Source organism: Spongiactinospora rosea (assembly GCF_003315795.1).
Classification (GTDB): Bacteria; Actinomycetota; Actinomycetes; order Streptosporangiales; family Streptosporangiaceae; genus Spongiactinospora; species Spongiactinospora rosea.
The window spans coordinates 38418-52245 of sequence record NZ_QMEY01000014.1 but is presented as its reverse complement, the minus strand read 5'-3'; the positions used below and the strand labels follow the sequence as shown (position 1 = coordinate 52245).

Here is a 13828-nt window from a genome sequence, read left to right as displayed (position 1 = left end):
GGCTCTTGGAGAGTTGCAGATGGTCTCTGTCATGCGGCGTGCGGGGCTGGGATGATCGGGGTGTGGCGATCCAGGTGTCGGTGTGCGGGCCGCGGGACTGCAGTCCGGACGATGAGTCCAACGCCCGGGAGGTCGGGCGGTTGCTGGCCGGGCGGGGGGCGGTGGTGATCTGTGGGGGCTACAGCGGGGTCATGGCCGCCGTGGCCGCAGGCGCTCGTACGGCGGGTGGGACGGTGGTGGGCATCCTGTCCCGTGCCGACCGCGAGCAGGCCAATCCCGACCTGTCGATCGTGATCCCGACCGGCGTGGGAGAGGCCCGCAACAACATCATCGTGAACTCGGGCGATGCGGTGATCATCGTCGGCGGCTCCTGGGGCACCCTGTCCGAGCTGGCCCTGGCGAAGCGTCGCGGCAACGTCCCCGTCGTACAGCTCGGCGGCTGGCGCCTCCTCGACCACGACGGCCGGCCCGTCCCGGGCCTCCGGTACGTCTCCTCCCCCCGAGAGGCCCTTGCCGCAACCGGCCTCTGGTAGTAGCCCCCAACGCCGGCTTTCCATACAGCGTGCCGCCCGCACTGCCTCCGGAGCGCCGTCTGTGCCGCGGACGGCGTTGATACCGAGGCACAAGAAGTAGCGCTTGATAAGCCATCCTTGGGCCTAATTGAACTAATCAAACTTCGCGGGTCGCCGCGTGCCTGCGAAGGTGTTCATGTCTCGTCGGCGGCCCCGAGCCCTGCGGAGGTGCGGTCGGGGTGGTCGGCGCGGACCCAGGAGTACACGCGGGCGATGCCGTCGCTGATGGCGATCTTCGGCTCCCAGCCCAGGTCCGTCCGGGCGGCCGTGGAGTCGAGGGCACTGCGCTGGAGTTCGCCCGGCCGGGGCGGGGCATGGAGGGGGGCGACCTCGTGGCCCGCCGCCGTGGCGATCAGATCGACCAGGTCGAGGACGCTGGTCTCGCGGCCCGTGCCGATGTTCCACACTCCGGCCCGGTCGGCTTCGCCCGCGGCGATCAAGGCCGCGACGATGTCGGCCACGTAGACGTAGTCGCGGGTCGCCTTGCCGTCGCCGTAGATCGTGGGGCGCCGCCCGGCGTACACGGCTCCGCTGAAGATCGACACTACTCCCGCCTCCCCGCTGGGGTCTTGGCGCGGCCCGTACACGTTGCCGAGTCGCAAGGCGGCGTGCCGGGTGCCGTGCAGGCGGTTGAACAGGGCGAGGTACTGCTCGGCGCACAGCTTGGCGGTGCCGTACGGGGCCTCGGGCTCGGCCGGCGTGCCCTCGGGGGAGGGGATCGCCGCGGCGGCGCCGTACAGGGCACCACCGGTGGAGGTGAACACCAGGCGCGCCCCGATGTCCCGGGCGGCGTTGAGCAGGTTGATCGTCCCGCCGATGTTGACCGCGGCGTCGCGCGCCGGGTCCGCGACCGAGGTCCGTACGTCGATCTGCGCCGCCAGGTGGTAGATGACCTCGGGGCGGGCCTCTCGTATGGCGGCGGCGACCGCCGGGGCGTCGGTGATGTCGATCCGCCGCAGGTCCGTCGCGTCCGGGAGCCGGGTGGCGCGGCCGGTGACCAGCGAGTCCACGACGGTGACGGTGTCGCCACGGGCGTGCAGGGCGTCGGTGAGGTGGGAGCCGATGAACCCGGCCCCGCCGGTGACGAGGGTTCGCATGGGCGATGAGCTTATGGTGTCCGGCCGCTGTGAGTTGCGTGATCGCCGCCGGTACGCCGACAGGTGACGCTTCATCGCCAACAGGGCCAGGTTGCGCCTGAGTGGTTTGTCGTACTTCAGATCGAGCGGCAGTTTGAAGCCGCCAATTGTGACTCTTGTAACGTTCCACAGAAGCTGGTCGATATTCGGCTGAGAGTCGATCGAAGTGGGGCGTAATGCCGTTTGAAATGCTGATGGTTCTCGTCGGCGGTGCGGGTGTTGTTCTATTCGGGGGATATCTCAGATGGGCCTGGAATGAGCGTAAGCCGTTTCTCGCGATCATCTTTTTCCTGCTGCTCCTGCTCATGCTGGGCATCGCCGGGTTCTTCGTCTCGCGGATGTGATGGCCGGGCGCGTTGATCGGGCGTTGAGGTGGCTGTGAGGTGGGGGCGGACACTTGGGGGCGGCACTTCATGGCACCCCCCACTTGTTCGGAGGCTGGCAGTGAGCACGGCGATCATGCGGGCGGCCTCGGTCGCGCTGGCGTTGGGGATGGGCGTTTCGACGCTCGTCGGGGCGGGGCCGGCGTCGGCCGCCGCGTTGGACTGGCGCTGCACGATGGGCAGTCACAGTACTAATCCGCCGATCGGTACGTCCTACACCAACTGGGTCGTCGGGCAGCGGACCAATGGCGGCGGAAGTGGTCCGTGGGCGATCAACTGGACCAGGCGGTACTGGCTGACCGAGGAGAATTACCTGTCCGGCGGAGTCACCAAGCAGCGTTTCCTGAACACCTCGGTCGCGGCGTGCGAATTCAGTCTCGGGCTCTCGTCGGTCACCGAGCTGACGCCGCAGGGCGCGACCGAGCAGCCCCCGTGTACGGCGCCGGGCGACTATATCCAGGCCGAGGGCGGCGACATCATGGCCTATCGGTTCATCGGGGAACGCACCAGCCCCGGCGCGCTGGGGATCTACCGGAAGTACCGTTTCTGGCACAAGGAGCGGCAGTCGTCGCCGGGAAGCTGGTCGTACCAGGCGAGCAGTGTGGCGGTGTGCCTGCTGCCGCGTGCCGGAGGCTAGGGCTCGCGGGCGGGGGGCACGTCGATCGCGCGCATGGCGGCGAGGTAGCGCTCGTACGCGCGCCGGGCCTCGCCGTGGCGGCCCGCTGAGCGCAGGACGCGTACCAGGTCCAGGTGGGAGCGCTCGTCGTAGTGGTCCCGGCCCAGGATGCGCAGCAGCCAGCGGGCCGCGTCGTCCACGTCGGCGGCGTCGAGCGCGAGGTCGGCCAGGGTGCGCACCACGCGCAGGTAGGTGGCCCGTGCCAGTTCGCGTACCGCGCCGGACCACTCCTCATACGGCTCGTCCTCCAGGAAGTCGCCGGTGTAGCGGCGTTCGGCGGCGATCAACAGGGCGCGGCCGTGTTCGGGGCGGCTCAGGCCGTACTCGGCCTCCTCCAGGAAGGTCTCCACGTCGATGCCGACCTGGGAGGTGTCCAGGGCGACGGCTCCCGAGCCGGTGCGTACGAAGTGATCGGCGGCCACCCGGCGGCCGGGATCGAGTACCGAGCGCAGGACCGAGAGCGCGACCGACATCCGGTGCGCGACGCGCGCGGGCTCCTCGCCCGGCCACAGGAACTCGGCGATCTCCTCGCGCGCGACCGCCCGCCCGCGCCGCGACACCAGGATCCGCAGCAGGCCGCGGGCCTTGCGGGACTGCCAGGCCGACGGGGGCAGCGGTACGCCGTCCACCACGACCTCGAACCCGCCCAGTGTGCGAACCGTGACGACCGGCGACACAGGGGTGAGCGGCACGCCCGCGGCCTGGAGGCGTTCGGCGGCCTGGCGGGCGGCGAGGCGTTCGGCGGAGGTCGCCCTAGGGAGGTGGCCGCGTACCGCGCGCAGCCGATCGACGTGCAGCAGCGCGCCGGTGACCTGCCAGGTCGCCAGGGCCTCCGCCAGCGCGAGCCGGGCCTGGGCGGGGTCGCGCTCGGCCGCCGCCCGCAGTTCCAGGGCCTCGGCGAGAGCGGCCTTGTCGTGGTGGCGGCGGGCCGGTTCGGTCGCCTGCCGGGCCGCGCGGAGCGCGCGTTCGAGGTCGCCGGTCAGCGCGGCGACCCGGCCGCGGACGACCAGCGCCCGCGCCGCCCGCCGGCCCCCGGAAGCGGAGGCGGCCCGGGCGGCGAGCCGCTCGGCGGCCTCGGGGTCGTCCTGGTGGACGACCAGCGCGAGCCCGCACAGCGCGGGCACGAGCGCCTGCCGATTCCCGGCGGACTCCGCGATGCGCACGGCCTCCTCGTACGCGGCCTGGGCGAGCTGCCGCTGCCCGCGCAGCCGGTGGATGTCGCCCAGCCCGGTCAGCGGACGGGCCGAACCGTCGCGCTGGTGCAGCGACAGCACGTACTCCAGATGGCCGGTCGCCTCGTCCAGCCGTCCCATCGCGGTCAGCGCCTCGGCGGCGTTGCACAGCGCGCCGGGCAGGTACGCCCTCGCCGCACAGACCTCCGCCAGGGCCGCCGCCGCCAGCGCTTCGGCCAGCGCCTCGGCGTACTCGCCCTCGTCCAGCAGCAGGCCGGAACGGCTGGTGCGGATGCGCGCGGCCTGCACGAGGTCCCCGGCCCGCTCGGCCAGCCGCAGGGCCCGTTCATGATGCTCGGCGTCGCCGGCCGGGTCGCCGGACAGCATGGCGTGCAGCGCCAGCGCGGTGTGCGCGGCGGCCTCGGCGGCGGGCCCCGCGGCGGTACCGGCGGAAAACGCGCGGGCGGCGAGGTCCCCGCAGGCGGCCGGGTCGCCGGTGAGCCAGTGGGCGGTCGCGTGCCAGGAGTGCAGCATGGCCTCCTCGGCCGGGTCCGGTACGCCGGAAAGGTGGGCCTTGCCGAAGACCTCGATCGCCTCATGCGGACGCGCCCGCAGGCAATGCACGCTGCCCAGCCGCCAGGCCAGCGCCGCGTCCATCCCCTGCTCCGCCAGCGGGACCAGTACGGCCAGGGCCTCCTCGTAGCGTCCGGTCACCGTGAGCGCCTGGCCGAGCAGGAGCCGTAGCCGCCGGCAGCGCAGCGCTTGCGGCAACCCCCGGACGGCTTCGGCGACCAGCGGCGCGGAGCCGTTCGCGATGGCCCGTTCGCCGTCGGTGAGCAGCACTCCCGCGCAGGCGGCGTGATCGCCGAGCCCCCGGTGGGCGGTGATGGCCGCCGCGGGGAGCCCGGCGTGTTCGTACCAGGCCGCGGCCTGGCGCAGTAGCCGCCGCCGGGCCGGGACGGGGAGCGGGCGGCAGGCCAGGAGTACCGCCCCGACCAGCGGAACCAGCCGATACGCCGCCCGGCCGGTCGGTGACGCGCACGGCACCAGCAGCCCGGTACGCACCAGCACGTCCAGATCCCTTTCCGCCCTCCCGATGCCGAGGGCCCCGCACAACTCCGCATCGACCGGGTCCAAGTGGGCCAGATCGGCCAGCAACCGGCAGATCGCCGGGGGGAACGCGGCCAGTACCTCCGTCCGCACGAACCCGGCCAGCGCCGTGCCGGGGGCGGCGAGCCTGGCGGCGACCAGTTCGGCGGGCAGGTCGGTGGGCAGTTCGGCGGGCAGGTCGGCGAGCATGGACGCGCCCGCGCTCAGCTGCCCGCCCGCCAGATGGACCAGCGCGGGCCAGCCCGCGGTCAGGGCGTGGACCTGGCGGGTGGTGCTCGCGTCGCGGATGCCGTACTCCCGGCCCAGTACCGCGGCCACCGCCGCCGCCGACAACGCGAGGTCGGCGGGGCCGAGCACCCGCAGGCCGGGCAGCCGCGCGCCGCCGGGGGGCGGCAGCCGCGAGACGATCACCACCTTGGCGGCCGGCCCCGTACGGTCCAGCAGCAGCCTGACCTGCCCGGCGGGGAACGCGCGCAGGTCGTCGATGACCAGCCAGTCCCCGCCGTCCCGGCCCTCTGGCGGTACTCGCGAGTGCCAGTTCACCGAGGCCCCGCGCAGCCAGCGGCGCACCGCCTCGGTCTTGCCGTACCCCGCCGCCGCGACCACCGCCGTGCAGCGCGCCGTCAACGGCATGGCCGTACCCCTCGCCACCCTGACCTCCCTGCGCCGGGCCGGGGGCACCGCGGGGCCGCCCTGGCGGTGGGACATGCCTGCATTACGAGACCTACGGATCACTGAATCCCGCGCGGGGCACGCTGTCCAGATGTGAACAGTCTGTTCAACATGCAATGTTGACAACGAAGCGATGAATCGCCCATCCTGGTCGTATGTCCACTTCTGATCCCTTCACCCAGCCGCAGCCCGCCCAGGTGCGGGCGCACCGCGTCCACGCCTCGCTCAACCGCATCGCCGAGCGGCACGCGGCCACCGACGAGCAGCGCTCCCGCCAGATCCACCCCTCGGTCATCGCCCCGCACGAGGCCGTCAGGATCGTGTCGTTCCTGCTCAGCGGGGTGGCGACGGCCGACGACGGCGAGCCCGAGGTCGACCACGCCGACATCACCGCCGCACTGACCCTCCTCCCGGTGGCCCGCGAGGAGATGGACCGGCTCGAAGCCGGCCTCCTCGGCATGGCCAGGGGCCGCGGCATGACCTGGCAGGAGATCGCCTTCGGCCTGGGCCTCGGCACCCCCCAGGCCGCCCGCCAACGCTACGAACGCCTGACCGACCGCACCACCGACCCCACAGAGCCGGCCGACGCCTGAGCGCCGTACCCGGCGGGGGGCGGGTTCGAGCGGCATCCGGAGCTGGGGTGGCACCCGGTCGGACCGGTACTTGATTTGTTGTGGCGGGATGAATCGGGAGTGTTGCGGTAATCCGGGAACGCCTGGAGGGACTACTGGGTGTGGACGATCCCGAAGAGCGATTCACAGATCTCTACGACCGGCACTACCGCAATGTGCTCGGGTACACGCTGCTGCGGGCCGAGCGTGATGTGGCCGAGGACGTCGCCAGTGAGACGTTCATCGTGGCGTGGCGGCGGCTGAGCGACGTTCCTGAGGCGGCGTTGCCGTGGCTTTTGGGGGTGGCCCGCAACCTGCTGGCCAAGCAGCGTGACTCCCGCCACCGGCGGCAGGCGCTGGTCGATCGCATCGTGGCCCTTTCCAGTCAGCGGGACATGGAGACCTGGGACGTGGCCGAGCACGTCATCGACAGAGAGCAGGCCCTCGCGGCGCTGTCGGCCTTACGCGAGAAGGACGTGGAGGCCATGGTGTTCGCGACCTGGTACGGCCTGACGCCCGAAGAGGCGGCGATGGCCATGGGCTGTTCGGTACGGACCTACAACGTCCGGCTGCACCGTGCGCGTAAACGCCTGGACCAGGCGCTTCGCGTGGAGACCACCTTCGCCAGAGCAGTTCCCCAGGGGCGTCCCGCCCGGAGGATCGCATGACCGACCGCATTTTCCGCGACCTGAAGCCCGCGCAACTCACCGAGATCACCGAGGAGACCTATATGCGCCGCCGTTCCGCCGACCTCGCCCGCGCCGCCGAGACGCCGCGTACCGAGACCGCCCCGCGCAGGCTGCGCCGGTCGTTCCTGCTGACGGGGGGCGTGATGGCCACCGGCCTCGCCGCGGCGGCGGCCGTCATCGTCTTCTCGGGCAGTACGCCGGTCCCCGACGGGGCGCCGCTCGTCGCCTCGGACACCCCGAAGGCCGCCGACACCACGAAGGACGCCGCGCAGAGCACCGAGGTCAAGGCCGAGCCGGTCAACGCCCGCTCCTTCCTGCTGGCCGCGGCCGCCACGACCGCCAAGCAGGAACCGGCCGGGTCCGGAAACTACTGGTACCGCCGCGAGGTCACCCAGAGCAAGCTGACCCACGCGATGGGGGACTACTTCGCGAAGGTGCGGGAGTACGCGGCGGAGCGTAAGAAGAAGATCGCCGACGCCAAGGGCGATCGGGCCGCGGCCAAGGCCGCGGAGAAGGAGTATTACCGCAAGATGAACGAGCTCAAGAAGGGAACGCTGCCGTACACGGTGTACGAGACGGTGACGGCGGAGAAGTGGTTCGCCGGGAAGCAAGGGCTCGACAACCGTAATGTGAGGAAGTACGGGGACGTCGCCTTCGGTTCCCCCGAGGACGAGGCGGCCTGGCGGAAGGCGGGCTCGCCGAAGCTGACGGAGAGGTCGGCCAAGCAGCGCAGCAGTACGAACGATCTCAATCTGATTTTCTCCATCGGCAACCCGAGCCTGACCCTGCAGAACGTCTCGAAGCTGCCCACCGACAAGAAGGCGCTGAAGCGCAAGCTGGACCAGCTGTGGAAGGCGAGCCCGTCCGCCGCGGACAGCAGCAGGTCAGAGCACCTGTGGCAGACCAGCCAGGACCTGCTGACCGGCCCGATCACGCCCGGCACCCGCTCGGCCCTGTTCAAGATCCTCGCCGAGCAGCCGGGAGTCACCGCGAAGAGCCAGTTCACCGATGCTCTGGGGCGCACCGGGGTGGCACTCTCCGTCAAGGACAAGGGCGGGGACATCGTCCGGCTGACCTTCGCCGAGGAGACGGCCGAACTGCTCCAGTACGAGATGGTCGAGGGTGACAAGCCGCTGCTCCGCGTGGCCATCGAGCAGGTGGGCTGGACCGGCAAGAACACCGCCCGCCCGTAGTCCCGCCCGTGAGACCCGCCCGCCCGGCCGACCACCCCAGGCCGCGCGGGCGCCGGCGTTTCCGAGGCTAATAGGTACGGGCCGCGAGGAGGGCGGCGGCCAGGCCGAGGGCGAAGGCGGGGGCGGCGAGGGTGTGGGGTCCGGCCAGGGTGATCAGTACGCCGCCCAGGCCGCCGCCGAGTGCGATGCCCAGGTAGAGCGCGGAGCTGTTGAGCGCGACCGTGAACGGGCCGCCGGTCTCGCTCAGGGCCAGCAGCCGGTACTGCTGCGGCACCAGGTACATCCAGCCGGTCGCGCCCCACACGAACAGCGCGACGGCCGCCGCCGCGAAGGACCGCGACCACAGGGGGAGCAGGGCGAGGTCCAGGGCCATGCCGCCGACCGCCGCGACCGCGATGGCCCGGGGGCCGAAGCGGTCGGTGAGCGGGCCCGCGATGCCGTTGCCCGCGACCGCGCCGACACCGAAGATCAGCAGCAGCAGGGCCAGCGCCTGGCCGCTGCTCGCGGTGGCGGGAGCGAGCAGGGGGGCGATGTAGGTGTAGACGACGTGTTCGGCGGTGACGGCGAGGAGCGTGACCGACAGGGTGATCAGCACGGCGGGATTCCGCAGGCCCGCCAGCCGTTCGGCGATGGTGTGATGGCCCGCAGGCTCCAGGCGGGGCAGCAGTGCCAGCGCGCCCCCAAGGGCCAGCGCGCCGAGCCCGGCCACGCCGAGCAGCGTCGCCCGCCAGCCGAACGCCTCGCCGACGAACGTGCCGAGCGGCACCCCGAGCGCGGTGGCCACGGTCAGGCCGCCGATCACCACGCTGAGCGCGGCGCCCCGGCGTTCCTCCCCGGCCAGCGCCGCCGCGGCGGCCGACGCCTGCGGCGTGTACCCGGCGGCCCCGGCCGCGGCCACCACCCGCCCGGCCAGGACGACGGCGAACGAACCGGCGAAGGCCGAGATCAGGTTGCCCGCGACGAAGACGGCCAGGGCCACGGCCAGCACGGTCCGCCGGGACAGGCGGCCGGTGAGGGAGGCGTTGACGGGCGCGAGCACGGCGTAGGCGAGGGAGAAGACGGTGATGAGCTGCCCGGCCGTACCGGGGGAGACGGCGAGTTCGGCTGCGAGTTCGGTGAGCACGCCCGCGATCACGAACGCGTCGGTCCCGATCGCGAACGCCCCGGTCGCCAGCAGCCACAGCACCGGCGGCAGCCGCGCGCCCCGCCCCTCGGGCCGGCGGGGAGCGGCCTCGCCGGGGCGGGCCGTCATGCGCGGGGCAGGGCGAGGTCGGACCACACCTGGTCGAGGGCGTCCACGAAGGCGGTCACGTCGTCGGGGGTGTGCCGGGAGGTGGGGGTGACGCGCAGGCGTTCGGTGCCCTCGGGGACGGTGGGGGCGTTCACCGGCTGGACGTAGTAGCCGTGCTCGGCGAGCAGGCGTTCGCTGACCCGCTTGCACAGGTGCGGGTCGCCGACCAGGACCGGCACGACGTGGCTGTCGGCGGAGACCAGCGGGATGCGGCGCTCGTGCAGCGCCGCCTTCAACTGGGCGCTGCGCGCCCTGACCGCCTCGCGCTGGGCGGGGTCGCGGCGTACCTGCCGTACGCTCGCCAGCGCGCCCGCGACCACCGGCGCCGCCAGGGACGTACTGAAGACGAACGACGTGGCGAAGGACCGCACCGCGTCCACCACCGCCTCCGGTCCGGTGATGTAGCCGCCCGAGCCGCCGAGCCCCTTGCCGAACCCGGCCATGATCACCGTGATCCGGTCGCGCAGCCCCAGCTCCTCCGCGTACCCGGAGCCGGTGGCGCCGTAGACGCCGACCGTGTGGACCTCGTCCAGGTAGGTCAGCGCGCCCGCCTCCTCGGCGGCTTCCACGATCTCGGCGGTGGGGGAGAAGTCGCCCTCCATCGAGTACAGCGACTCGAACACCACCAGTTTCGGCACCTCAGGTCCGTGTTCGGCGAGTAATCGGCGTAAGTGGCCGACGTCGTTGTGGCGGAAGATCCGCTTGCGTGCGCCGCCGCCCTTGATGCCCTGGATGATCGAGGCGTGGTTCAGTTCGTCGGAGAAGACCACCAGTCCGGGGAGCTTCTTGCCGAGGACGGACAGCGCGGCCTCGTTCGCGCCGAATCCCGTGCTGAACAGCAGGGCGCGCGGCTTGCCGTGGAAGGAGGCCAGTTCGGCCTCCAGCGCATGATGGTAGACGCTGGTGCCGGAGATGCTGCGCGGGCCGCCGGTACCGAGCCCGACGGTGCGGACCGCCTCGGTCACCGCCCCGACGACGGCCGGGTGCCCGCTCATCGCCAGGTAGTCGTTGGAGCACCAGACGACGATCTCCCGGTCGCCTTCGCCGCTGTGCCAGATGGCACGGGAGGCCAGGTCGGCGCGGCGTTCCAGGTTGAGGTAGGTGCGATATCGGCCGAGCCGCTTGGCGGTGGCGATCTCACCGTCCAGGTGGGCCAGGGCGTCCATCTCAGGGTCCTTCCTTGTCGGGCGGTAGGGCCACGGTGCGGAGCATGAGCGGACCGGCGATGCCCAGGGCATCACTCATACGGTGTATATCCCGGTATTTCCCGTAGGGGCAATACGGTATGGATCAATGCTATGGAGGCAGGCGTGACCGCTCAGGGGGCGGCGTCGAACGGCACGAGCAGGCTGCGCAGCAGCCCGGCCAGGGTGTCGCGCTCGTCGGCGCGGAGGCAGGCGAGCAGGTCGTGCTCGCGGCGGAGCAGGTCGGCGAAGGCGGCGTCCACACGGTCGCGGCCCGCCGGGGTGAGCGAGACCAGGACCCCGCGCCGGTCTTCCGGGTCGGGGCGGCGGCGGACCAGCCCGGCCGCGGCGAGGCGATCGATCCGGTTGGTCATCGTGCCGGAGGTGACCAGGGTGGCGCGCAGCAGCGCGCCGGGGCTCAGCTCGTACGGCTCACCGGCCCGGCGCAGGGTGGTGAGCACGTCGAACTCCCACGGCTCGAGGTCGTGCTCGGCGAAGGCGGCGCGGCGGGCCCGGTCGAGGTGGCGGGCCAGCCGGGACACCCGGCTGAGCACCTGCAACGGCGCGACGTCCAGGTCGGGACGCTCCTGCCGCCAGGCCGCCACCAGCCGATCGACCTCATCGCGGTCGCCGGGCCGGGACGCGCCCACCTCGTTCGTCATGGCAAGAAGTCTAGCTGTCTTGACGTCGAGATATCTGGTTCGCTAGTACTTATCTTGATGTCAAGAGATATGTGGGACCCCGCCGTATACCACCGCTTCGCCGGCGAACGCGCCCGGCCCTTCTTCGAGCTGCTGGCCCGGGTGCGTGCCGACGAACCCCAGTATGTCGTGGACGCCGGATGCGGGCCCGGCGAACTCACCGCCGAACTCGCCCGGCGCTGGCCGGACGCCGAGGTGCACGGCTTCGACTCCTCGCCCGCGATGATCGGCAAGGCCGCGGCGCACGCGGCCGACCGGCTCACGTTCGAGGTCGCCGACCTGCGCGAATGGCGTCCGTCGCGGCCGGTGGACGTGCTGGTCAGCAACGCCGTCCTGCATTGGCTGCCCGACCACCGCGACCTGCTGCCCGCCTGGGTGGCCGCCCTCGCGCCGGGCGGGTGGCTGGCCATCGGGGTGCCGGGCAACTTCGACGAACCGAGCCACACCACGGTCCGCGCGCTGTGCCGTTCGCCGCGGTGGCGCGACCGGCTGGCCGACCTGGGCGAATATCGGTCGGTGGGCACGCCCGCCGAGTATCTGCACCTGCTCGCCGGGCTCGGCTGCCGGGTGGACGCCTGGGAGACCACCTACATCCACCTGCTGCCGGGCGAGGACGCCGTGCTCGGCTGGATCAGCGGCACCGTGCTGCGGCCCATCCTGGAGCGGCTGGGTGAGGGGCCGGAGCGGGAGGCGTTCCTGGCGGAGTGCCGCACGGCGCTCGACGCGGCCTACCCGCGCGGGCCGCACGGGACGCCGTTCCCGTTCCGCCGGGTCTTCGTCGTCGCCCAGGCAGGCCCGCACGACGTGTGAAATATGGCCGAAAGGGGCATGCGCTGATGGGTCGCGAAGTTTGTTTACCTTGCGGTGGCATCATGGCCACGTATCCGCTACCTGGACATAATGCGGGGTTACTGTGGCACTTGAGATCGAAGACAAGTTCGATGTTCCTGTGGACTTCCAAGTCCCCGAACTGACCGGAGTACGCGGCTGCGGGGAAGCGGTCGGGCCGAAGACCCACCAGCTCGTGGCGATCTACTTCGACACCGCCGACCTGCGCCTGGCCGCCCGGGGCATCACCCTGCGCCGCCGCCGCGGCGGCGCGGACCCCGGCTGGCACCTGAAGCTGCCCAAGGCCAAGGGCGTGCGCCAGGAGATCACCCATCCGCTCACCCGGAGCACCAAGATCGTTCCCCCGGCGCTGGCCGGGCTCGTCCAGGCGTACACCCGCGGGGCCGAACTGGTCCCGGTGGCCGAGCTGGACACCCGGCGCAGCGTGACCCTCCTGCACGACATCGCGGGCAACGCCGCCGTGGAGGTCGCCGACGACCGGGTCAAGGGCACGGTCTTCGGCGAGGAGCCGCGGATCGAGCGGTGGCGTGAGGTGGAGGCCGAGCTGATCGGTGACACCGACCCGGCCGTACTGCGCCGGGTCGGCAAGCGGCTGCGCAAGGCCGGGGCCGCCCCGGCGGCGTCGGCGAACAAGCTGTCCCGGCTGCTCAACGGGGCCGCCCCCAAAGCCGCCCCGAGCCCGGTGGCCGTTCCCGGCAGCGCGGGCGAGGTCGTCCTGAACTACCTCGCCGCCCAGGTCGCCGCGCTGCTCGCGCAGGACCCCCGGGTCCGGCAGGAGGGCGATGACGCCGTCCACCAGATGCGGGTGGCCTGCCGCAGGCTGCGCAGCGCGCTGAAGGCGTTCAAGAAGATCGTCGCGGCGAGCCCCGAGGTCGCCGCGATCCAGGGCGAGCTGCAGTGGCTCGGCAACGAGCTGGGCACCATCCGCGACCTGGAGGTCATCCGGGCCCGGTTCGCCCGGCACTTCGCCGCGCTGCCCACCGAGCTGGTGGTCGGCCCGATCACCGACCGGCTCGGCGACGACCTGCTGGTCAAGGAGCGCGCCGGCTACGAGCAGATCCGGCAGACCCTGTCCGACCAGCGCTACTTCGACCTGCTCGACGCGCTGGACGCGCTGCTGGCCGCGCCGCCGTTCACCAAGCAGGCCGGAAGGCCGGCGGACGCCCCGCTGGCCGCCGTCGCCGAACGGCAGTGGCGGCGGGTGACCGACGCCTACGACGTCGCCCAGGCCAAGCCGGACGAGGACGAGCGCGAGATCGCCATGCACGACGTGCGCAAGGCCGCCAAGCGGGCCCGGTACACGGCCGAGGTGCTCGGCATGCGCGAGCTGGCCAAGATCGCCGAGGAGGTACAGGAGACCCTGGGCACCTACCAGGACGGCGTGGTGACGCAGGAACTGCTGGCCCGCGAGGCCGGGAACGCCCGCCTGGCCGGTGAGGACACCTTCACCTACGGCGTGCTGACCGGACTGGAACGGGCCACCGGCGAACGCGCCCACGTCGCCTTCCCCGCCGTCTGGACGCGGACGACGGCCGCCGCCCGCGCGTTCTTCGACGGCCGCCGGGATCGGGCGCTGTAGTCACGCCGGG

13 protein-coding genes are annotated in these 13828 nt (G+C 72.2%); 8 read left to right on the top strand and 5 right to left on the bottom strand.

The genetic code is table 11. From position 1 onward, the window contains the following. The first annotated feature begins 62 nt into the window (after window positions 1-62). Window positions 63-533, top strand: a complete 471-nt coding sequence (locus DP939_RS27580; protein ID WP_113983698.1) for a TIGR00725 family protein — start codon at window positions 63-65, stop codon at window positions 531-533. Between the two features lie 173 nt (window positions 534-706). Here the strand turns inward: DP939_RS27580 and DP939_RS27575 are convergent, their stop codons facing one another. Beyond that, entirely contained in the window at window positions 707-1669 is a 963-nt protein-coding gene (locus DP939_RS27575; RefSeq protein WP_113983697.1) for an NAD-dependent epimerase/dehydratase family protein, read from the bottom strand. A 227-nt stretch (window positions 1670-1896) separates the two neighbouring features. Between DP939_RS27575 and DP939_RS46340 the strand changes: the two genes are divergently transcribed. Together DP939_RS46340 and DP939_RS27570 are read left to right on the top strand one after the other, a co-directional pair. Then, window positions 1897-2052, top strand: a complete 156-nt coding sequence (locus tag DP939_RS46340; protein WP_158578706.1) for a hypothetical protein — start codon at window positions 1897-1899, stop codon at window positions 2050-2052. A 100-nt stretch (window positions 2053-2152) separates the two neighbouring features. Beyond that, window positions 2153-2728 (top strand): hypothetical protein, encoded by a 576-nt coding sequence (locus DP939_RS27570; protein WP_113983696.1) that lies wholly within the window; start codon window positions 2153-2155, stop codon window positions 2726-2728. Here DP939_RS27570 and DP939_RS27565 read toward each other — a convergent pair. After that, window positions 2725-5757 (bottom strand): tetratricopeptide repeat protein, encoded by a 3033-nt coding sequence (locus DP939_RS27565; protein WP_147268163.1) that lies wholly within the window; start codon window positions 5755-5757, stop codon window positions 2725-2727. The genes DP939_RS27570 and DP939_RS27565 overlap by 4 nt on opposite strands. A 119-nt stretch (window positions 5758-5876) precedes the next feature. On the opposite strand from DP939_RS27565, the gene DP939_RS27560 reads away from it, so the two are divergent. From DP939_RS27560 to DP939_RS27550, 3 genes are all read left to right on the top strand, one after another. Then, entirely contained in the window at window positions 5877-6314 is a 438-nt protein-coding gene (locus DP939_RS27560) for a DNA-binding protein (protein ID WP_113983694.1), read from the top strand. 140 nt (window positions 6315-6454) lie between these two features. Next, a complete protein-coding gene (locus DP939_RS27555) occupies window positions 6455-7000 on the top strand; it encodes an RNA polymerase sigma factor (RefSeq protein ID WP_158578705.1) in 546 nt (181 codons plus the stop codon). Next, a complete protein-coding gene (locus DP939_RS27550; RefSeq protein ID WP_113983692.1) occupies window positions 6997-8214 on the top strand; it encodes a CU044_5270 family protein in 1218 nt (405 codons plus the stop codon). Before DP939_RS27555 ends, DP939_RS27550 begins: the two co-directional genes overlap by 4 nt. A gap of 67 nt (window positions 8215-8281) precedes the next feature. Here DP939_RS27550 and DP939_RS27545 read toward each other — a convergent pair whose 3' ends face one another. The 3 genes from DP939_RS27545 to DP939_RS27535 all read right to left on the bottom strand — a co-directional run bounded on the left by DP939_RS27545 (window position 8282) and on the right by DP939_RS27535 (window position 11351). After that, window positions 8282-9466 (bottom strand): MFS transporter, encoded by a 1185-nt coding sequence (locus DP939_RS27545; protein WP_199565446.1) that lies wholly within the window; start codon window positions 9464-9466, stop codon window positions 8282-8284. Next, window positions 9463-10671 (bottom strand): 5-aminolevulinate synthase, encoded by a 1209-nt coding sequence (gene hemA / locus DP939_RS27540; RefSeq protein ID WP_113983691.1) that lies wholly within the window; start codon window positions 10669-10671, stop codon window positions 9463-9465. The genes DP939_RS27545 and hemA overlap by 4 nt, the downstream gene beginning before the upstream one ends. Before the next feature lie 152 nt (window positions 10672-10823). Further along, window positions 10824-11351, bottom strand: coding sequence for a MarR family winged helix-turn-helix transcriptional regulator (locus DP939_RS27535; RefSeq protein ID WP_113983690.1), 528 nt, complete (start codon window positions 11349-11351; stop codon window positions 10824-10826). A gap of 57 nt (window positions 11352-11408) precedes the next feature. On the opposite strand from DP939_RS27535, the gene DP939_RS27530 reads away from it, so the two are divergent. Both DP939_RS27530 and DP939_RS27525 read left to right on the top strand, forming a co-directional pair. After that, window positions 11409-12200: a trans-aconitate 2-methyltransferase gene (locus DP939_RS27530; RefSeq protein ID WP_225878533.1), complete on the top strand. Its 792-nt coding sequence runs from the start codon at window positions 11409-11411 to the stop codon at window positions 12198-12200. A gap of 103 nt (window positions 12201-12303) precedes the next feature. Continuing rightward, on the top strand, window positions 12304-13818 hold the full coding sequence (locus DP939_RS27525; RefSeq protein ID WP_113983688.1) for a CYTH and CHAD domain-containing protein: 1515 nt from the start codon (window positions 12304-12306) through the stop codon (window positions 13816-13818). Window positions 13819-13828: the final 10 nt, after the last annotated feature.

Coding starts and splice junctions, on each gene's coding strand:
- DP939_RS27530 (WP_225878533.1), top strand. CDS start 11,409: ATGTCAAGAGATATGTGGGACCCCGCCGTATACCACCGCTTCGCCGGC.
- hemA (WP_113983691.1), bottom strand. CDS start 10,671: ATGGACGCCCTGGCCCACCTGGACGGTGAGATCGCCACCGCCAAGCGG.
- DP939_RS27565 (WP_147268163.1), bottom strand. CDS start 5,757: ATGTCCCACCGCCAGGGCGGCCCCGCGGTGCCCCCGGCCCGGCGCAGG.
- DP939_RS27545 (WP_199565446.1), bottom strand. CDS start 9,466: ATGACGGCCCGCCCCGGCGAGGCCGCTCCCCGCCGGCCCGAGGGGCGG.
- DP939_RS27560 (WP_113983694.1), top strand. CDS start 5,877: ATGTCCACTTCTGATCCCTTCACCCAGCCGCAGCCCGCCCAGGTGCGG.
- DP939_RS46340 (WP_158578706.1), top strand. CDS start 1,897: ATGCTGATGGTTCTCGTCGGCGGTGCGGGTGTTGTTCTATTCGGGGGA.
- DP939_RS27550 (WP_113983692.1), top strand. CDS start 6,997: ATGACCGACCGCATTTTCCGCGACCTGAAGCCCGCGCAACTCACCGAG.
- DP939_RS27535 (WP_113983690.1), bottom strand. CDS start 11,351: ATGACGAACGAGGTGGGCGCGTCCCGGCCCGGCGACCGCGATGAGGTC.
- DP939_RS27575 (WP_113983697.1), bottom strand. CDS start 1,669: ATGCGAACCCTCGTCACCGGCGGGGCCGGGTTCATCGGCTCCCACCTC.